We start from the raw sequence: 19,916 nt of genomic DNA on the forward strand, positions 1-19,916 counted from the left end.
CGTCCGGCGCTATGTGTCGGTCACGTAGCCGCGCCTGCGGTCGAGCGCGCGGGCCTCGGCGCTGCGTTTTCCCGGGTCGCCGAAGCCGCCGCCGCCCGGCGCGTGCAGCACCAGCCGCCGGCCCGCCGGAACGAACTGCCAGCCCTTCGGCTTGAGCGGAGTGCCATCGTCGAGCGCCACGCTGCCCGCTGCGCCGTCCTGCCCGCCCTCGCGGCCGCGCGGCGGCACCCGCGTGCGGTCGAACATGGCCGAGAACTCGAACTCGTGGCCCTCCGCCGGCGCGATCTCGATGATCTGCCCCAGCCCGCCGCGATGCTCGCCATCCCCGCCCGAGTCGGGCCGCAGCTCCTTGCGCCAGATCACGATCGGGCCGGTGTGCTCGGTCGCCTCGATCGGCATGGTGTGCACGCCGGAGGGAAAGGCGGTGGCCGAGAGCCCGTCGAGCGTGGGCCGCGCACCGGAGCCGCCCGAGTTGAACATCAGCACCTCCGCGCGCCGTCCCTCGCGGCCCTCGACGGGCCTTGCGGAGATCTGAATGTTCCACAGCGCCGCCGTGCCCTCGGCCTGGATCTGCCCCGGCAGCGCCTGCGCCAGCGCGCCCAGCACCACATCGGGCACCATGTGGCCGATCACGTGACGCACCGAAACCGGCGCGGGCCGCGGCGCGTTGACCACGTTGACCGGCGAGACCACCTCGACGCAGGCCAGCGAGGCCGCGTTGTTGGGGATGTCGGGCGCCACCACGCACATGATGGCATAGCAGGCATAGGCCTTGGCATAGATCATCGGGCAGTTGATGCCCCAGCGGCTCACCGGGTCGCAGCCGGTGAAGTCGACCAGAACGCGCTCGGCCTCGATGCTGACCGTCGCCGCCAGCCGGATCGGCGTGTCGTAGCCATCGGTCATCATCTCGTTGAACCAGCTCCCCTGCGGCAGGCCGGCGATGCGCTCCTTCATCGCGGCGGCGGTGCGCGTGAGGATGAAGTCGCCCAGCTTCTCGAGGTCGGGCAGGTCGATCTCTTCCAGCATCTCCAGCAGCCGGTCGCGGCCCACGTCGTTGCAGGCGGCCAGCGAGTAGAAATCGCCCACCACCTGGTTGGGCTCGCGCACGTTGGTGCGGATCATCTGCACCAGGGTCTCGTTCACCTGCCCGCGCTCGGCGAACTTCATGATCGGGATCTGGATGCCCTCCTCGTAGACCGACTTGCCATCGGCCCCGAAACCGCGCCCGCCGATATCGACGATGTGGGCGGTGCAGGCAAAGAAGCCGATCAGCGCGTCATCCTTGAAGACCGGCGTGCACATGGTGATGTCGTGCAGGTGCCCGGTGCCCAGCCAGGGGTCGTTGGTGACATAGGTATCGCCCGGAAGCATCTGCTGGCGCGGGATCGCGGCGATGAAGTTGCCCACCGCCTCTGCCATGGTGTTCACATGGCCCGGCGTGCCGGTGACCGCCTGGGCCAGCATCTCGCCCCGCGCGTTGTAGACGCCCGCCGAGAGGTCGCCCGCCTCGCGCACCGAGGTCGAGAACGCGGTGCGCAGCAGCGTCATCGCCTGCTCCTCGACCACCGAGATCAGCCGGTTCCACATCACCTGCAGGCGGATATCGTCGATCTTGCTCATGAGTTCAGTCCCTTGCGGAGCAGCAGGATGGTGCCATCGGGCTGGATCACCGCGTCGAAGGGCGAGGTGACGACGGTAGCCGTCTCGCGTTCCACGATCACGGCGGGGCCCTCGATCCGGGCACCGGGGGCGAGGCTCTCGCGCTCGACGATCCCGGTGGCAAGCGGCGCGCCGGTGGCCGGGTCGAACACCTCGCGGAACGCCTCCGCCGGGGCCACCGTTCCGCCGCGCACAAGCTCCACCCGCGCGGGCGGCGGCGGCACGTCCTGCGCCTTGACCGACCAGGTGACGAACTCGATCTCGGGGCCCTCGACCGCGCGGCCGAAGAACTGCGCGTAGCGGCTGCGGAAGGCCTCCTCGATCATCGCGGCGTCCCCGGCGGCAAACGCCCGGTCGGGCAGCGGCACCGGGATCTCCCAGCCCTGCCCGGCGTAGCGCATGAAGGCCACGACCTCGCGGGCGATCTCGCCGTCGGTCCCGGCCCGAACAAAGCTCTCGGCGCCCGCCTTGAGGTCGTCGAGCATGGCATTGACGGCACCGGCATCGAAGCGCGAGAGCGGCATCACCTGCGAGCTCAGCGCCTCGTAGCCGAACGGCGCCTTGAGAAACCCGATCGCCGAGCCCACGCCCGCGCCCTGCGGGATCAGGCAGTGGTCGATCCCCAGCTTCTCGCAGAGCCGCGCGGCATGCAGGGGCGCGGCTCCGCCGAAGGCGATCATGATGTGGTCGCCGATGTTCTTGCCGTTTTCCACCGCGTGGACCCGCGCGGCATTGGCCATGTTCTCGTCCACCACCTCGGTGATCCCGAAGGCGGCGGCCTCGGCGTCGAGCTTCAGCCCGTCGCCGACATCGCGGGCGATGGCCTCCTGCGCGGCGCGGGTCGAGAGCCTGATCTGGCCGCCGGCAAAATTGTCGGGGTCGAGCTTGCCCAGCGCAAGGTCGGCATCGGTGATCGCAGGCCGCGCGCCGCCCCGCCCGTAGCAGGCCGGGCCGGGCTCCGACCCGGCACTCTCCGGCCCGGTCTGGATGCGCCCCATCGCGTCGACCCAGGCCAGCGAGCCGCCCCCTGCCCCGATCTCGATCATCTCGATCACCGGGATCGAGATCGGCATGCCCGACCCCTTGGCAAAGCGCCAGGTGCGGGCCACCTCGAAGCTGCGGGCGGTCTGGGGCTGGAAGTCCTCGATGAGGCAGATCTTGGCGGTGGTGCCGCCCATGTCGTAGCTCACCACCCGGTTCAGCCCGAAGCGGGCGGCGATGTCGGCGGCAAAGATCGCGCCGCCCGCGGGACCGCTCTCGACCAGCCGGACGGGGAAGGCCGCGGCCGTCTCCACCGAGATCAGCCCGCCGCCGGAGTGGATCATGAAGACCGGGCAGGAGGCGCCCAGCTCCTTCAGCCGGTCCTGCAACCGGGCGAGGTAGCTCTCCATCCGGGGCCGCACGTAGGCATTGGCGCAGACCGTGTTGAACCGCTCGAACTCGCGCATCTGCGGGCTGACCTCGGAGGAGATCGAGATCGGCAGGTCGAGCGTTTCGGCGAGGATCTCGCGGGCGCGCGCCTCGTGAGCGGGATTCAGGTAGGAATGGATGAAGCCGATGGCGATGGCCCCGAAATCCTGCGCCGAGATCCTCTGCGCGATCTCCCGCAACGCCGCCTCGTCGAGCCTCTGCAACTCGCGGCCCTGCGCGTCGATCCGGCCCGCGACCGGGAACCTGTCTTCGCGCGGTATCAGCGGCGGCGGGAGCTGGATGTTCAGATCGTATTGCGCGAAGCGGTTCTCGGTGCGCATCTCGATCACGTCCCGAAAGCCCTCGGTGGTGATCAGCGCCGTCCGCGCCCCGCGCCGCTCGATCAGCGCATTGGTGGCCAGCGTGGTGCCGTGGATCAGCAGGTCGATCTCCGAGGCCGCGATGCCGGCCTCCTCGGTGACAATGGCGATCCCGTCGAGAATCGCCTGCTCCGGCGCGGCATAGGTGGTGAGCACCTTGGCCGAATGGAGGGTGCCGCGCACATCCAGCACGATATCGGTGAAGGTGCCGCCGATGTCGGCCCCGAGCCGGATCTCCTGGGCCTGGGTCATGCGGTCTCCTTTGCGGTCAGGGAAGTGGCGCGGATCTGGCCGGGGGCCATGCGCGGACGAAGCTTGCCTGCGCCCGATACCGGCAGGAAGTCGAAAAGCCGCTGTCCGCCATCTCGCCGCATTGCGATCGTCCATCTGTTTCCGGACACCCCTGCCCCGCGCCCGAGCTGGCCTCCTCCGCCCACGGGCACCGGCGGGTGTCTCACGCTCGAAACCTGCCCCGTCGCCGGGGGCGGCGAAACCAAATTCGCTGCCGGATCGACAAGTTCTGCTTGTCAGTCTGCGCGCTGAGCATGCCGGACTCCGCAGGCAAGGCCAAGCCTCCAGGGCTTGCACACGCGCCGGGAAGGCCCGGTTTCACAGCCTGCCGACGAAGCCGCGGCCCCCGGACGGGCCGGGAGCGGGCAAGTGCCGGCCAATTGTGCAAAACTGCCTAGGTGCGGTCCAATTTCCAACACATCCTTGCGGTTACTTCTTACCCAAGGTCATGAAACCGTGGGACTGGGCATGAGGCAGTGTTTCGAAGGGGTGCTTGCAGACCCGGTGCTTTACGGCGCCGCGGGCATCTGCGTGCTCGCCGCCGCTGTCCTGATCTGGATGTTGCGCACCCAGAGGTTCAACGGCAAGGCCTTCTTCAGCCTCACCTTCATCGGCATCATCTGGACCCTCCTGTGCGTCGGCCTGGAGGCGGCCTCCACCTCGTTCTCCTGCCAGGTCCTGTGGGCCACGATGGCCTGGCCGGGCAATGCGCTGGTGCCGGTGGCCTGGTGTTTCTTCGTGCTCGCCTATCTCGACAACCCGGCCTGGCTCGGCACCTGGAAGGCGCGGGCCATCCTGTTTGCGGTGCCCGCGGCGAGCTTTGCCCTGGCGGCGACCAACCCCTGGCATGGCCTCGTCTACACTGACGGCTCGGTGATTCCCGAAGGCCGGGAGCACATCGACTTCATGCACGGCCCGGGCTTCTACACGATCATCGCAAGCCTCTACAGCTTCGTGATGGCGGCCATGATCGGCCTTGCCAGGGCCTTCCTGCGGGCCAGGCGGGCGGCCTGGCCGATGCTGACCATGCTGGCCCTCATCACCCTCACCCCGCTGACGGCCAATGCCTCCTATGTCGTGCTGGGCTTTACCGTGTTCGGGCTCGATCCGACCGCCTTCATGTTCACCCTCGGGATCCTCGGCTTTTCCTGGCTTCTGGCCACCAACAAGACGATGGACATGGTGGCCGTGGGGCAGTCGATCCTGTTCGACACGATGAGCGAGCCGGTCATCTTCATCGACCGGCAGGGCGACATCACGCTGATGAACACCGCCGCCAGGCGCAGCGAACTTCACACCGGCTCCGGTCGCCTGGTGAGCGGCGTGCTCGACATGATCCGGCAGATCGACAGCGCGCCGGAGGCCCTGCATCTCGAGATCGGAGACCGGGTTTTTGAACCGCGCGTTCAACAGGTGGAGAGCCCGCTCGATCCGTCCGGCCCGGTGCTGGGCTGGAGCGTGACCTTCATCGACATCACCGACCGGCTTGCGATCAACGCGGCCTTGCAGGCGGCGCTGGAGAAGGCCGATGAAGCCAGCCGCGCGAAGGACGAGTTCATCTCTGTCGTCAGCCACGAGATGCGCACGCCGCTGACCTCGCTGAAGGGCGGGCTTGCGCTGGCGCTGAGCGGCCATCTCGGCGACGTGGGCGACAAGGCTCGCCCGCCGCTCGAGATCGCCCATCGCAACGCCGCCCGTCTGGCCCGGCTGGTCGACAACATCCTGCTGGCGCAGAAGCTCGAGATCGAGGCGCTGGTGCTGGAAGACGATCGCGTCGACCTGGGCAAGCTGCTTGCGGAGAGCTTCGAAGAGAACGCGATGTTCGCCGTCGAGCGCAGCGTGCGGCTGGTCAACAGCTGTGCCGGGCACCACGCGGTGATCCGCGGCGACGCCTTTGCCATCCGGCAGATCGTCGACAACCTCGTGTCGAATGCCATCAAGTTCTCCAACGAGCATGGCATCGTCGAAGGGCGCCTGCACTTCAGCGACCAGAGGGTTCGGCTCTCGATCAAGGATTCGGGTCGCGGCATCCCCGAAGGGATGGAGGCCATGGTCTTCGGCCGCTTCGCGCAGGTCGCCGGCAGCGGCCAACGCTCGACCCAGGGCTCGGGCCTCGGCCTGCACATCTCGAATCAGCTGGCCAAGCGGATGTCCGGAAACCTCTCTTACGAGAGCAAGATGGGTGCGGGCACCACCTTTCACGTGGAGTTCGGCCGGGCCGACGAAGAGCGCGGCGAGCCCGCCCGCCTCGCGGGGTAGACCCCGACGCATCGGAGCGCGCGCAAGCCGTGCAGGCGCATGGCCACGGGCAGCACTTCCCCATCACAAGCCAGCGACGCAAGGGATCTCGGGGGGCTTGCAAGGCAGGCCCCGGCACGGTCCGGAGCGGCCGGACGCCCGCGAAACCCTCGGCGTCACGCGACTTGCGCATGAAAGATTATTGCGCCGCGCGGTGCCCGGATCGTCTGGCACGCCCTTTGCGCCCCTGCCGATGAGCTTTTTCTTGAGACGCGGCCTCAATCCACTACCTTAGGCAGCGCATGCGGCAGACCGACGGGAGGAGCTCGGACGCGCTCTGCCGATGTGCACACAGGGAGGAAACCAAATGAAATCCAGGAATCTCGACCGTCGTTCATTCTTGAAGACCAGCGCACTGGCCGGCACGGCTGCCACCGGTGCCATGCTGGCCGCCCCGGCCGTAAACGCCCAGTCGCCCATCGTGGTGAAGATGCAGACCTCATGGCCTGCATCCGACATCTGGGACGAATTCGCCAAGGACTACGCCATGCGCGTCGACGAAATGTCGGGCGGACGGCTCAAGGTCGACGTGCTTCCTGCGGGCGCCGTCGTGGCCGCGTTCCAGGTGCTCGACGCCGTCAACGACGGGCTGCTCGATGCCGCCCATTCGGTGCCGGTCTACTGGTACGGCAAGAACAAGGCCGCCTCGCTCTTCGGCACCGGCCCGGTGTTCGGCGGCTCGGCCACCACCATGTTGAGCTGGTTCTACGAAGGCGGCGGCGCCGAACTCTACCGCGAGCTGACCCAGGACATCATGGGCCTCGACATCGTGGGCTACATGGGCTTTCCGATGTTCGCGCAGCCCTTCGGCTGGTTCAAGGGCGAGGTCAACACGGTGGCCGACCTGCAGGGCTTCAAGTACCGGACCGTGGGCCTTGCCGCGGACCTGATGCAGAAGCTCGGCATGTCGGTGGCCCAGCTGCCCGGCGGCGAGATCGTGCCGGCGATGGAGCGCGGCGTGATCGACGCCTTCGAGTTCAACAACCCCACCTCCGACCGCCGCTTCGGCGCGCAGGACGTCGCGCAGAACTACTACCTGTCGTCCTACCACCAGGCCTCGGAGAGCTTCGAGTTCCTGTTCTCCAAGACCTTCCTCGAAGATCTCGATCCCGATCTCCAGGCGATCATGAAATATGCCGTGGAGGCCGCCTCGACCGCGAACACCGCCAAGGCCATGCGCCAGTACTCGACCGACCTGGCCGAGCTGCAGGAGGCGGGTGTGAACGTGCGCCGGACCTCCAAGGAGATCCTCGATGCCCAGCTGAAGGCCTGGGACGAGCTGATCCCCGAGCTGGAGCAGGACGAGTTCATGAAGCGCTGCCTCGACAGCCAGCGCGAGTGGGTCGAGAAAGTGGCCTATTACGAGCTGATGAACGCGCCCGACTACGCCCTCGCGTTCGAGCATTACTTCCCGGGCAAGCTGGCGCTCTGAGGCGCGCGGCATGAGACGAAACCCCGGCGCGCCACCGCGCCGGGGCAACTGACTTTGGGAAGGGGACAACCTTGATCGGGTTCATTCGCTTTGCCGACAACCTGTCGGCCTGGTTCGGCAAGGCCTTTGCCTGGCTCATCATCCTGATGGCCGTGGGCACCGGCTACGAGGTTTTCGTGCGCTACGTCTTGAACGCGCCCACCGCCTGGGCGCTCGACGTGTCGTTCATCATGTATGGCTCCATGTTCATGATGGCGGGCGCCTACACCCTGTCGCGCGGCGGGCATGTGCGCGGCGACTTTCTCTACCGGCTCTGGCAGCCCCGGACCCAGGCCAAGCTCGACCTGGTGCTCTACTTCCTGTTCTTCTTTCCCGGCGTCACGGCTCTCATCATCTCGGGCTGGAAGTATGCCGCGCGGTCCTGGCAATACGGCGAGGTCAGCATCAACAGCCCGGCGGGCGTGCCGATCTACCAGTTCAAGACCGTGATCGTGGCCGCGGGCATCCTGCTCTTCATCCAGGGCATCGCGCAAGTCTGCCGCTGCCTCCTGGCGATCCGCACCAACGAATGGCTGCAGGCCGAGGAAGACGTGTTCGAGACCGAAGATCTGCTGATGAAACGGGCCAGTGAGGCCGAGAAGGACGCACACATATGACGGACCCGCAAATCGCCCTGCTGATGCTGGGGCTGTTCATCGTCTTCGTCTTCCTCGGGTTTCCCATCGCCTTCACGCTGATGGCCATGGGCATCGGCTTTGGCTACTACGCCTATTTCGACGCCCGCCGGCAGTGGCGCAGCTTCGACCGATTGGACGAGACCGCCAGCACATGGGACACGTGGTCGACCTGGTTCGAAGGCTTCGTGAACAACCGAATATTCGACCTCTTCGTGAACCAGACCTACACGGTCATGTCGAACGAGGTGCTCACCGCGGTGCCGCTCTTCCTGTTCATGGGCTACATCGTGGAACGGGCCAACATCGTCGACCGGCTGTTCTCCACGCTCAACATCGCCTCCAAGGACCTGCCCGGCTCGATGGGCGTGGCCGCGCTCATCACCTGCGCGCTCTTCGCCACCGCCACCGGCATCGTCGGAGCCGTGGTCACGCTGATGGGCCTGCTGGCGCTGCCGCAGATGCTGAAGGCGCGCTACAACCCCTCCTTCGCCAGCGGCATCATCTGCGCCGGCGGCACGCTGGGCATCCTGATTCCGCCCTCGATCATGCTGATCGTCTACGCGGCGGCCTCGGGCGTCTCCATCGTGCGGCTCTATGCGGCGGCGCTGCTGCCGGGGCTGGTGCTGGTGGGGCTCTATCTCACCTACGTCATCGGCCGGTCGATCCTGCAGCCCTCTGTCGCGCCCCGACCCAGCAAGGACGAGGTGCCCGACATGCCGCTGGGCAAGCTCTGGATGATGATCGTCACCTCCTTCCTGCCGCTCGCCTTCCTGATCCTCGCGGTGCTGGGCTCGATCCTCTTCGGCCTCGCCACCCCCACCGAGGCGGCCTCGATCGGCGCGCTGGGCGGCATCTTCCTGGCCTTCGTCTACCGGGCGATGACATGGCAGCGGCTGCGCGAGAGCGTCTACCTGACGGTGCGCACCACCGCGATGGTCTGCTGGCTCTTCGTCGGCTCCTACGTGTTTTCGGCGGTGTTTTCCTACCTCGGGGGCGAGCACGTGATCTCGGAGTTCGTGCAGTCGCTCAACCTCTCGCCGCTGATGTTCCTGATCCTGGCGCAGCTCATCATCTTCCTGCTGGGCTGGCCGCTGGAATGGTCGGAGATCATCATCATCTTCGTGCCGATCTTCCTGCCGCTACTGGCGATCTTCGAGGTCGACCCGCTGTTCTTCGGCATCCTGGTGGCGCTCAACCTGCAAACCAGCTTCCTGACGCCCCCGATGGCGATGTCGGCCTATTACCTCAAGGGCATCGCCCCTCCGGAGGTGCGGCTGACGCAGATCTTCTCGGGCGTCATGCCCTTCCTGTTCTGCGTCTTCGTGGCGATGATCCTGATGTATGTCTTCCCGCAGGTCGTGTTCTACCTGCCGGAGCTGTTCTATGGCCGCTGACGGGGCACAGGCTCAAGGCCTCATGGCCCTCGGCGCGGTGGCGCTGAGGGACCGGCTGGCCTCCGGCGCGCTCGACGCGGTGACGCTGGTGGAGGCCTGCATCGCGCGGATCGAGGCCCGCGAGGCGGAGGTCGGGGCCTGGGCCTTCTTCGACGCGGGCTTCGCCCGCCACCAGGCGAAGGCGATGGACGAGATGCGGCGCGCGGGCCGCCCCATCGGGCCGCTGCACGGGCTGCCGGTGGGGCTGAAGGACGTGATCGACACCGCCCGGATGCCCACCGAGAACGGCTGCGCGCTCGATGCAGGACGGGTGCCGATGAAGGATGCCGCGATCGTCGAGAAGCTCAAATCGGCGGGGGCGATCCTCATGGGCAAGACGGTTTCGACCGAGCTGGCCTTCATGCACCCGGGCCGCACCCGCAACCCGCACAACCTGGCCCGCACGCCGGGCGGCTCGTCTTCGGGCTCGGCGGCGGCGGTGGCCGACGGAATGGTGCCGCTGGCCGTGGGCACGCAGACCGCGGGCTCGGTGATCCGGCCCGCCTCGTTTTGCGGTGTGACCGGGTTCAAGCCCAGCTTCGGCACGATCTCGCGGCGCGGCGTGCTGCGGCAATCGCAAACCCTCGACACGCTGGGCGTGTTCGCCATCGACCCGGCCGGCGCGGCGCTGCTGGCCGAGGTGCTCTTCGGCCACGACCCGGCCGACAGCGCCACCCGCCCCGCGCCCTTTCCGGCGCTGGCACGCAGCGCGGCCTCCGAGCCGCCCCTGCCCCCGGTCTTCGCCGTGGTGCGCCCGCCGGGCTGGGACGGGGCGCATGACGACCTCAAGGACGCCTTCCTCGCCCTGGAAGAAGAACTGGGCGAGCAGGCCTTTGCCGTGACCCTGCCCGCGCTCTTCGAGGAGGCGGCCGCGCAGCGCCGGCGGATCAACTTTGCCGAGATGTCGCGCAACTACTACCGCTACGAGCGCGATGGCGCGGACCGGCTCGGGGCGCCGACGCTGGAGGCGATCCGCGAGGGCGCGACGACCCCGGCGCGCGACTATCTCGCCGCGCTCGACTGGCCCGGCCTGCTCAATGCCGCGCTGGAAGAGATCCTGTCGCGCTGCGACGCCATCCTCTGCCCCGCCGCCCCCGGCCCCGCGCCCGAGGGGCTCGACTCGACCGGCGATGCCATCTTCAACGGCCTCTGGACACTCTGCGGCACCCCCGCAATCACCCTGCCCCTGCTGACCGCCTCGAACGGCCTGCCGATGGGGGTGCAACTGGTCGCCGCGCGGGGCGACGATGCCCGGCTGATGCGCACGGCGCGCTGGCTCTACGACCGCATGACCGCGTGAAAGGACCCCGACAGATGAACGCAATCCTCGCCGCCCTCGCCTTCGCCGTCTTCACCGCCTTCGTCGGCGTGCTGGCCTACAGCGTTCCCAGCCCCGACCTGGTGGCAGTGATCCTCCTGACGCTGGCGCTGCTCGCCTATGACTTCCTCTCCTCGCTCTTCGGAAAACGCTGAAGGCCGACACGGGCCGCTCCACGCCGCAGTTCGGCCCTCCGCCCCGCCGGATCGCGGCAGAGGCCGTCGCTCCCCGTCAAGGAAGGGTTGAAATCCTCGGCGCGAGCGGGAAGGCTGCATCCTGACACCCGCGCTCCGCCAGCGACAAGGATGTGCCGTGCACCGATCTTTGCTCCCCGGACTTCTTGCATTCATTTGCACGCTTCTGGCTGCGCTCCCGGCCACCGCCCAGGACCGGCCCGCCCTGCCCGGCCGGATCGACTACCTGATCGGCTCCGACCCCGGCGGCGGCTACGACCGCTATGGCAGGCTGGTGGCCCGCTACATGGAGACCCATCTCGACGGCGTCACCGTGGTGCCGGTGAACCGTGGCAGCGCCGGCGGCGTCTCGGCGCTGCGCGACCTCAAGGACGCGACCGATGGCAGCGCGATCATGATCTTCAACACCGGGATCCTGATGAACGAGCTCGGCGGCCTGGGCCTTGGCTTGCAGGACTATCGCTGGATCGGCAAGGCTTCGTCGGAGGCGCGCGTGCTGCTGGTGGCCACCGCCACCGGGATCACCAGTTTCGAGGCGCTGCGGCGCGAGGGGGCGGGGCTGATCTTCGTGACCTCCGCACATGGCAGCTCGGCCTTCATCCAGACTTCGCTGATCGACATGGCCTTCGGGATCGGGCTGAAGATCGTGCCGGGGTTCGGCGGCAACGAGGCCGAGGCCGCCTTGATGAAGGGCGAGGTACAGGGCTCCTTCGTGTCGGAGAGCAACGTGGCGCCCCTGGTCGAGGCGGGCGTGGCGCGGCCTTTGCTGCTCTTCGGCAAGCCCTCCGACCCGGCCCTGGAGGGGGTGCCCCGCGCCGCCGACCTGGCGCTGGAGGGCGACGCGCTGATCGTCGCCAGGGCCATCGGCGCCCTCACCGAACTCGGCCGGATCACCGTTGCGGCCCCCGGCATCGACCCGGAGCTGCTGGAAGAGCTGCGCGCGGCCTATGCCGCCGCGCTGGCCGATCCCGGCCTGAAGGCGGAGGCCGCGGAACAGGGCATGCCCCTCGACCCGCTGCCGGGCCCCGAGGTGGACAGGCTGGCCGAAGACGTGCTGGGCCAGTCCCGCAGGCTCGAGGAGCTGATCAAGACCGTGCTCGACCGCTGACATGCTGAGCGGGCTCCATGCGCTCCTGGCGGATCCCGCGGCGCTCGCCTGGCTCTTCGTCGCGGTGCCGATCGGCATGGCCTTCGGGGCGGTGCCGGGCCTCGGCGGCAAGATCGCCTTGATCGCCGTGATGCCCTTCATCGCCGGGATGGACCTGCTGGCCGGCTGCGTCTTTCTCATCAGCCTCCATGCCGTCGTGCACACCGGGGCCGCCGCGCCGACCATCATGCTGGGCATTCCCGGCACCGGGCCGAGCACGGCGGTGGTGGCCGACGGCCATGCGATGGCCCGGCGCGGCGAGGCCGTGCGCGCGCTGGCGGCCTCGGCGCTGGCGAGCGGGGTGGGCGGGCTGGTGGGCACGCTGGTGCTGGCGCTGATCGTGCCCTTCGCCCTCGCCCTGATGCAGCTGGTGAGCTATCCCGAGATCTTCCTGCTGACGCTCTTCGGCATCGGGTTCAGCGCGGTTCTGAGCGGCGACAGCATGCTGAAGGGGCTGACCGTGGGAGCCTTCGGGTTGCTGGTGGCCTTCGTCGGCGTCGAGCCCGTCTTCGGGACGCCACGGTTCACCCTCGGCAGCGCGGTTCTCGGAGACGGGATTCACCTGGTGACGGCCGTGCTGGCGCTCTACGCAATCCCCGAGATGCTGACGGCCGGCAACAGGCCGCAGCCGCCCTCGGCCCGGAGCCTCCGCGCCCAGGCGCAGGCCAGCGCAGGCCAGGTCAGGGCCGGGCTTCTCGATGTACTGCGGCACCGCTGGCTCACCCTGCGCTGCTCGGTGATCGGGGCCCTGGTGGGCATCATCCCGGGCCTCGGCGGCGATGTGGCGGCCTGGCTCTGCTATGGCCACGCGGCGCAGACCTCGAAGCGCCCCGAGCAGTTCGGCAAGGGCACGGTGGAGGGGGTGATCGGCCCCGAGGCGGCCAACAACTCCAAGGAAGGCGGCGCGCTGGTGCCGACCCTGTTCCTGGGGATTCCGGGCAGTTCGGGCATGGCGATCCTGCTGGTCGCGCTGGTGCCGCTGGGGGTTTCGCCCGGCCCGGGGCTGCTGGCCGCCAATCGCGAGCTCGTCTGGGCGATGGTCTGGGCGCTGGCGCTCTCCAACCTCGCGGCGGCGGCGGCCCTGATCCTGCTGGCCCGCCCGCTGAACCGCATCGCAAGGCTCAACCCCCGAACGCTGGTGCCCCATGTCTACCTGCTGGCCATGGCGAGCGTCTACATCAGCACGACGGAGTGGCGGGCCTTCCTGGTCATGGGCGGCCTTGCCCTGCTCGGCTATGCGCTGATGCGCCAGAACTGGCCGCGCGCACCTTTCGTGATCGGGCTGATCCTTGGCGCCGAGGCCGAGGATGCGCTGATAAAGTCGCTCAGCATCTGGGGCCCCGGATTTCTGGCCCGCCCGGTGTCGGTTCTGCTGATCGTCGTGCTCTTCGTCTCGCTGTGGCACCTGTCCAGGCGGCTCAGGCGCGGCTCGAAGGCGGCGCGACGGAGGGCGAGCCCCGATGCGGCTTGACCTGCTTCTCTGCGCCCTCTTCGCGCTGATCTTCGCCGCCGCGCTGGTGGAGCTTGCCGGATACCGCTGGCAGGTGGCGCTTGCACCGGCTCTGGCGGCGGGCGCGGGGCTGGGCCTCGCAGGGGTGGTGGCGCTGGGCACCCTTCGGCACCGGTCCTCCCTGCCGTCGGGGCGCTGGAGCCTGACCGACCTGCGCGCCCTCGCGTGGTTTGCCGTGGCGCTGGCCGCCGTGGCGCTCTTCGGCTTTGCCCTGGGAGGCGGGCTCTTCGTCTTCGCTCACGCGCTCGCGGCGCCGCCGCGGCTGGCCCGGCTGCCGGCGGCGCTCGCCAATGCCGGCGTGGTGGTCGCCACGGTCTGGCTGCTCTTCGGCGAGGCGCTGCACATCACGCTCTGGCGCGGGGTGCTACTTGGCAGCTGAGCCTTGGGCGTGGCGGGCCACGACCCCGATGCGCTGCTTCTTGCCCTGGCTGGTCCGGGTCATCCCGCCGGGGTTGCGGCCTATGCTCATCTCCGGGTGCAGACCGGCCTGCACGAAATACCCCTCGAGCTCCTCGATCCGGGTGACGTTCCAGGACACCCGCTTTGCGGCGAAGCCGGCCGCCAGGGCCAGCAGCCGGGGCTCCGCGATGAGGCCGGCATGAGGGCTGTCGGCGCGGTCGGCGGCGAGACGTCGGGCCAGACCTTCGGCCTCGCGGGGCCCGAAGCGGCGCGACATCGGCGCTGCCCCGGGCTTGAGCGTCGTGCAGGAGACGATCCGGCCACCCGGCGCCAGCAACGCGCCCCATCGTGCCACCAGCTCCGCCCGGCCCTCGGGCGCGAAGAAGTTGAGCACGTTGTGGGCGAGGATGAGGTCGAAGGGAGCCGCGCGAAACCGCAGCGCATCGGTTGCCTCGGTGGCGATCGCGACGCCGTGCAGCCCGGCATAGGCACGGCAGACCGCCAGCGGTGTCGGGCAGAGGTCGATCACGGTGACATCCGGGCGCGGGCCGGTCGGGCCGAAGGCGGCCAGGACATAGGCCAGCAACCCGTGGTCGGCGGCGCCGCAGACCAGCACCCGGCGCGCGCCCGCCGCGACCGCCTCGCCGATAGACCGGCTCAGAAAGCCATGGTCGGCGGTCACGGCAGGGAGCCGCCCGAACAGCCTGAGGAAGCCCCAGACCGCGTGATACTCCCGGCAGGCATCGCTGCAGCCGGTGTCTGCCAGGCGCAGGGCCAATGCCGCCATCTCGGGAAGCTCGGACATGCCGGGAGGCGGGTTATTCATCGCCCCTCCGGTCGCGCAGGGCCATCCGCAGTTTCCACATCTGCCGTTCGATCCGGTTCCAACGCTTGCGCTTGATGTAGCGCGCGCCATCCGGATCGGGCTGAAAGCGGAGCCGTCCGCGGGCATCGGCCGTGTCCACCTCGGCAAAAGCCTCGGCCAGGGCGGCGAGGATCGGCCCGCGCCGCGCCTCGCGCGCCGGATTGCCGCCCCGAAACCGGGGGAAGGTAGGGTTCACGTTGATCTCGAAGGTCACAATCCTGCCCTCCACCACGGCATAGTCGATGCGACCGAAGTCGATGCCGGCATGGGCGAAGATGCGGGCAAGCTCCGCCGCGTGCGGATTGCTGCGCACCCAGTCCAGCTCTTCCTCGGCGAACCGGGCACTGTCCGGAGCGCGGTGCGACTTCACGATCCAGTCGCGGTCGCGCAGGATGTGCTGCGGCACGATCCGCCCTCCGATACAGAAGGCGCCATACTTGCGGAAGAAACCCTCTTCGTCGCGGAGGTTCTCGAAACTGACGGCAATGCGCCGCTTCATGGTCTTGCCCGCGCGGCGCAGCCCGGCGAGCGCGGCATCAAGCGCGACGTCGTTTTCGATCAGGCCCGTGTCCGGGCGCAGGCAGCCATCCTCCTGCCGGATGAAGAGCGGAAAGCGTGTGGGCCTGCCCCCCGCCTCGAGGCGGGTGACCTGCACGGGGTTCAGGCCCTGTGCATGGAGGCTGGCGAGCAGCTCGTGGCGTTCCATCACCCGCACCGGATGATTGAGCACCCTGAGCCCCTGCCGCGCCGCCGCCGTGGCCAGCCTCCCGGCGGCGTCCATCTCGAAGGAGGACAACAGGTCGAAGTCGGTGAACACCAGGCTGCCCGCAGGGACGGACAGGCGGCGAAAGGCGGTTTGGTAATCGACGAGGGAGATCGGCGGAAGTCGCCCGCGGGCGGTGCGCAGGAGCCGGGTCATCGGCCAGCGGTTCATGTCGCTCACGAGAACTACGATCATGATTGAGGTCTGGCTCTCCCGCGACGGTCCCGGCGTTCAGGAGAATTAACCCTTATCCGCCCGGAAGGACAGCCGAAGCGGCGCGCCCCGCAAGGCGCCTGTCTTCCGCCACCCGGTTCATGCCGGGCTCGCCGCCGCCTGCATCGCGCCGCCACGACCGCCGGCCTCGATCGGTCTCGCGCCAGGCTCCACGGCGACGCAGGCGGCGCATCGCGCCAGGGCCGCTCAGGTCTCCTCAGACGTTGACCTTGCCACCGTCGACATTGAGCGTCTGGCCGGTGACGAAATTGCTGTCGGACGAGGCGAGGTAAAGCAGCGTGCCCAGCAGGTCTTCGGGCAGCATTTCGCGCTTGATCGAGCGCGACGCCACTGTCGGTCCGCGCCCCATGTCGAAGCCGGGGTTGCCCTTGACGCCTTCGCTCTCGGTCAGGCCGGGGGCGATGGCGTTGACCTGGATGTTCTTGTCCCCCAGCTCGCGGGCATGGCAGCGGGTGAGCGCGATCACCCCCGCCTTGGAGGCGGTGTAATGCGACAGGCCCGGCGGGCCGTAATAGAAGGTGCCCGATGCGATATTGACCACCTTGCCGCCCCCCGCCTCGATCATCGTCGGCACGATGGCCTTCATCACCTGGTGCACGCCGCGGGTGTTGACGCGCAGGATCAGGTCGAATTCGTCCTCGTCGATCTCGAAGAACGGCTTGGGCGTGATCGTGGCAAAGATCGAGGCGTTGTTGACCATGATATCCAGCCCGCCCATCGCCCTGGCCTTCTCGACCATGGCCTTCAGGTCGTCGTTGCTGGTGACGTCGACCTTCATGCCTTGGGCGGTACCGCCCGCATCGGTGATCGCCTGCACCGCCCCGGCGGTGTCCTGCACGTCGGTGACCAGCACCTTGGCGCCCTCATCGGCCATGGCCTTGGCCATGAGTGCCCCGATGCCCTGCGCGGCCCCGGTGATGACTGCTGTTTTTCCGTCCAGACGGCCCATTCTGTGCCCTCCCCTTGTTCAGATTTCGATTTCGAGAATTCTTGCGACTTCCGGCCAGCTCTTGGCGCCATTGTCGCGCAGATCGTTGGTCAGGTCTTCGGGCACCCAGTCGATCAGGCACCGCTGGAAGTTCGGCCGCGCCTCGATCCGGGCGAACCATTGCTCCACCTCGGGCAGGCGGCCGTTCTCCCACATGCTTCGCATCGACATCATGGCCAGCCGGTTGACGTAAGGCGTCATCGCGATGTCGGCGATGGAGAAGCGGTTGCCCACCAGCCAGTCGTTGCCCTCCAGCGCGGCTTCCATCTTTTTCAGGTAGCTGTCGTAGAGCTTGACCTTCTCCGCCGCGCCGGGCGCGTCGAAGCCGTAGCGGGTGTAGCTGTCTTTCAGGTCTTTCCAGTTGGAGGTGACCGACATCGGCGGCGTCGAGGCGAGGAATTTCTTCAGCCCGTCTTCGCCCAGGTTCTTCAGCACCGTGTGGCGATGCGAGCAGACGAAGGTGACGGCACCGCAGGCCGGGTGCAGGTCTTCATCCACCGCCTTGGTCCAGTAGCGCGCCTGCGCCCGCTCCCAGGGATCCGTCGGGTGAACGCTGGTTTCGGGGGCGATCTGGTCGAGATACTCGATGATGACGGTGCTGTCGGGGATCACCGTGTCGTCATGCACCAGGGTCGGCACCACGCCCTTGGGGTTGAGTGCCAGATACTCAGGTGTGAACTGCTCGCCCTTGAGGATGTCGATATAGACCCCCTCCCAGGGCAGCCCCTTTTCATCCATCGCAAAGCGCACCTTGGCGGCGCAGACGGAGGAGCCGTGGTGATAGAGTGTGAAGGTCATAGCTGCACCGTGATCCACTTGAGTTCCGTCATCGCCTCCATGTCCGCATCCGTGCCTTCACGGCCAACGCCGCTCTCGCCGTTGCCGCCAAAGGGCACGTGGGCCTCGTCATGGATGGTGGGGCCGTTGATGTGGCACATGCCCGCGCCGATGTTGCGGGCGAAATGCATGGCCTTGTCGATGTCGCGGGTGAAGATCGCCGAGGACAGGCCGAAGTCGGTGTCGTTGGCGCGGGCCAGGCCCTCCTCGTAGCTCTCGATCGGGTAGATCGAGGTGACCGGGCCAAAGGTCTCCTCCCGGCAGACGGTCATCTCCCCGGTGACCCCGGTGAGCAGGGTGGGCTGGCAGCGGTTGCCCTCCCATCCGCCGCCGGTGGCCAGGGTCGCCCCCTTGGCCACGGCATCCTCGATATGGGCTCGCACGCGGGCGCGCTGGCGCTCCGAGATGATCGGCGCGATGACGGTCGACGGGTCGCGCAGGTCGCCCATGCCGACCTTGCCGGCGATCATTGCAAAGCGTTTGACGAAGTCGTCGAAGATCGGGCGTTCGACATAGAAGCGGCTGGAGCCGATGCAGGCCTGCCCGCCGAACATGAAGATCGAGCGCGCCGCCAGCGGCACGGCCTTGTCGAGATCGGCATCGGCGAGCACCACGGTCGGGCTCTTGCCGCCCAGCTCCAGCGTGCTCGGGGTCTTGTTGCGGGCGCAGACCTCGGCGATGTGCTGGCCGATCACCGACGAGCCGGTGAAGGTGACGAAACTCACGTCCTTGTGGCCGGTCAGGGCATCGCCGACTTCGTGGCCGAAACCGGTAACGACATTGTATGCCGCGGGAGGAAGCCCGGCTTCGGCCACGATCTCGGCAAACAGCACCGTCAGGTGCGGCGCCATTTCCGAGGGCAGGTGGACGACGGTGTTGCCCAACGCCAGGGCGTTGCAGACAAGGCGCGTCGTCTTGATCAAGGGCACGTTGAACGGGGTGATGACGGCCACGACCCCGCGCGGCTCGCGGATCGACATGGACACCGTGCCGGGCCGGTCGGAGGGAAAGGTCTCTCCCCGCACGTTGCGGCACAGGCCCGCGGCGGCGCGCACCATGGTCAGGCCCTTGTCGAACTCGAACATCGCCTTCTGGACGGGAGAGCCGATCTCGTCGATCAGGCAATCCAGCAAGTCCTGCTTGCGGGCCTCCATGATCTCGGCCACGCGCAGCAGCCAGCGCTCGCGCTCTTTCGGCAGGGTGTCGCGATAGGTGGCAAAGGCGGATTTCGCCGCCGTCACGGCGCGGTTCATGTCTTCCGCGCTGCCACGGGCCGCATGGGCATAGAGGCTGTCATCCAGCGGGTTGAGCACCTCGAAGGTCTCGCCCCTGGCCGCCTCGGTCCACTCGCCGCCGATGAAGTGGCGCAGGTGCCTGGTGTCTTTGATGGTGTCCATTTCTGTCTCCTGATCGCGCATCATCACGAACTCCTTTTCGCCGTCGGGACCGCGTGTCGCGTCACTCGAGCGGCAGGCTTCCGCTGGGCGGCAGAAGCATCGACTCAAGGGCCAAGGGCTGGGTCACGGTCCAGAGCTGCCGCTCGATGGCGCTCTCGTCGCAGGGTTCCAGAGACAGCGACCGGGCGCGGGCGCGGGTCTCGAAACGCTGCCCGCCGGGCGTCAGCTCGGATCTCTCGTCGGCAATCGTCACGCAGAGCGCCGGGGCCTGCCTGTGCTTCAGCCGGGCGTTCTCGAACTGCCAGACCGCCGTTTCCGCGCTGCAATCGGCGAGGAGGATGTCGGCACCCGGTTGCGGGTCTGCCGCAAGGCACCTGTCATATTGCGGCATCCGGAGCCGGGAGTTGCCATCCACCCATTCGAACCGCTGATCGAGGTTCCACATGCCATCCTTGCAGGTGTGGACGGTGAAGGCCCCCGCAAGATCCACCTGGTCGCCATGGCCGGGCAGGTCGATGCACAGGTGGCGCGGCTCATCGAGAGGCAGGGCCGCCCGGACATAGGGGGCCGTGTCGGCGCCCCCCTGGGCGGGCGGTTCGACCATCTGCGCGGCGCCCTGCAACGGCAGCAGGCACAGGATGGCGCAGGCCAGTGAGGGGGGTCTTTTGGTCATGAGGCGTG

General features: G+C 68.2%; 17 protein-coding genes. 9 read left to right on the forward strand and 8 right to left on the reverse strand.

The window, feature by feature from the left end; all coding sequences use genetic code 11:
• Window positions 1-9: 9 nt before the first annotated feature.
• Window positions 10-1,623 (reverse strand): hydantoinase B/oxoprolinase family protein, encoded by a 1,614-nt coding sequence (locus BUR94_RS12215; RefSeq protein WP_074256495.1) that lies wholly within the window; start codon window positions 1,621-1,623, stop codon window positions 10-12.
• The gene (locus BUR94_RS12220) at window positions 1,620-3,704 is read right to left on the reverse strand and encodes a hydantoinase/oxoprolinase family protein (RefSeq protein WP_074256496.1); all 2,085 of its coding nucleotides are present in this window, start codon (window positions 3,702-3,704) and stop codon (window positions 1,620-1,622) included. The genes BUR94_RS12215 and BUR94_RS12220 overlap by 4 nt, the downstream gene beginning before the upstream one ends.
• Before the next feature lie 507 nt (window positions 3,705-4,211).
• Between BUR94_RS12220 and BUR94_RS12225 the strand changes: the two genes are divergently transcribed.
• The 9 genes from BUR94_RS12225 to BUR94_RS12260 all read left to right on the forward strand — a co-directional run bounded on the left by BUR94_RS12225 (window position 4,212) and on the right by BUR94_RS12260 (window position 14,131).
• Window positions 4,212-6,002 (forward strand): sensor histidine kinase, encoded by a 1,791-nt coding sequence (locus tag BUR94_RS12225; protein WP_074256497.1) that lies wholly within the window; start codon window positions 4,212-4,214, stop codon window positions 6,000-6,002.
• A 346-nt stretch (window positions 6,003-6,348) separates the two neighbouring features.
• Window positions 6,349-7,473, forward strand: a complete 1,125-nt coding sequence (locus BUR94_RS12230) for a TRAP transporter substrate-binding protein (RefSeq protein WP_074256498.1) — start codon at window positions 6,349-6,351, stop codon at window positions 7,471-7,473.
• Between the two features lie 71 nt (window positions 7,474-7,544).
• Window positions 7,545-8,129: a TRAP transporter small permease subunit gene (locus BUR94_RS12235; RefSeq protein ID WP_074256499.1), complete on the forward strand. Its 585-nt coding sequence runs from the start codon at window positions 7,545-7,547 to the stop codon at window positions 8,127-8,129.
• Entirely contained in the window at window positions 8,126-9,544 is a 1,419-nt protein-coding gene (locus BUR94_RS12240; RefSeq protein ID WP_074256500.1) for a TRAP transporter large permease, read from the forward strand. The genes BUR94_RS12235 and BUR94_RS12240 overlap by 4 nt, the downstream gene beginning before the upstream one ends.
• Window positions 9,534-10,883: an amidase gene (locus BUR94_RS12245; protein ID WP_084193017.1), complete on the forward strand. Its 1,350-nt coding sequence runs from the start codon at window positions 9,534-9,536 to the stop codon at window positions 10,881-10,883. The genes BUR94_RS12240 and BUR94_RS12245 overlap by 11 nt, the downstream gene beginning before the upstream one ends.
• A gap of 14 nt (window positions 10,884-10,897) precedes the next feature.
• Window positions 10,898-11,056, forward strand: coding sequence for a hypothetical protein (locus BUR94_RS20720; RefSeq protein ID WP_175570468.1), 159 nt, complete (start codon window positions 10,898-10,900; stop codon window positions 11,054-11,056).
• Window positions 11,057-11,213: 157 nt separating this feature from the next.
• Window positions 11,214-12,203, forward strand: a complete 990-nt coding sequence (locus BUR94_RS12250) for a Bug family tripartite tricarboxylate transporter substrate binding protein (protein WP_139301275.1) — start codon at window positions 11,214-11,216, stop codon at window positions 12,201-12,203.
• Between the two features lies 1 nt (window position 12,204).
• A complete protein-coding gene (locus BUR94_RS12255; RefSeq protein ID WP_074256502.1) occupies window positions 12,205-13,713 on the forward strand; it encodes a tripartite tricarboxylate transporter permease in 1,509 nt (502 codons plus the stop codon).
• A complete protein-coding gene (locus tag BUR94_RS12260) occupies window positions 13,703-14,131 on the forward strand; it encodes a hypothetical protein (protein ID WP_074256503.1) in 429 nt (142 codons plus the stop codon). Before BUR94_RS12255 ends, BUR94_RS12260 begins: the two co-directional genes overlap by 11 nt.
• Here BUR94_RS12260 and BUR94_RS12265 read toward each other — a convergent pair.
• The 6 genes from BUR94_RS12265 to BUR94_RS12290 form a co-directional block, all read right to left on the reverse strand.
• Window positions 14,117-14,977, reverse strand: a complete 861-nt coding sequence (locus BUR94_RS12265) for a class I SAM-dependent methyltransferase (RefSeq protein WP_175570469.1) — start codon at window positions 14,975-14,977, stop codon at window positions 14,117-14,119. The genes BUR94_RS12260 and BUR94_RS12265 overlap by 15 nt on opposite strands.
• Window positions 14,970-15,974 carry an ATP-grasp domain-containing protein gene (locus BUR94_RS20725; RefSeq protein WP_175570470.1) on the reverse strand — a complete coding sequence of 335 codons (1,005 nt, stop codon included), beginning with the start codon at window positions 15,972-15,974 and terminating at the stop codon, window positions 14,970-14,972. Before BUR94_RS20725 ends, BUR94_RS12265 begins: the two co-directional genes overlap by 8 nt.
• A 235-nt stretch (window positions 15,975-16,209) precedes the next feature.
• On the reverse strand, window positions 16,210-16,962 hold the full coding sequence (locus tag BUR94_RS12275) for an SDR family NAD(P)-dependent oxidoreductase (protein WP_074256506.1): 753 nt from the start codon (window positions 16,960-16,962) through the stop codon (window positions 16,210-16,212).
• Window positions 16,963-16,980: 18 nt separating this feature from the next.
• On the reverse strand, window positions 16,981-17,799 hold the full coding sequence (locus tag BUR94_RS12280; protein WP_074256507.1) for a glutathione S-transferase family protein: 819 nt from the start codon (window positions 17,797-17,799) through the stop codon (window positions 16,981-16,983).
• Complete coding sequence (locus BUR94_RS12285) at window positions 17,796-19,235, reverse strand: aldehyde dehydrogenase family protein (protein WP_074256508.1); 1,440 nt, start codon at window positions 19,233-19,235, stop codon at window positions 17,796-17,798. The genes BUR94_RS12280 and BUR94_RS12285 overlap by 4 nt, the downstream gene beginning before the upstream one ends.
• A gap of 61 nt (window positions 19,236-19,296) precedes the next feature.
• Entirely contained in the window at window positions 19,297-19,908 is a 612-nt protein-coding gene (locus tag BUR94_RS12290) for an RICIN domain-containing protein (protein WP_074256509.1), read from the reverse strand.
• Window positions 19,909-19,916 lie beyond the last annotated feature (8 nt).

Origin of the sequence: Vannielia litorea (assembly GCF_900142295.1) — a bacterium.
Lineage (GTDB): Bacteria > Pseudomonadota > Alphaproteobacteria > Rhodobacterales > Rhodobacteraceae > Vannielia > Vannielia litorea.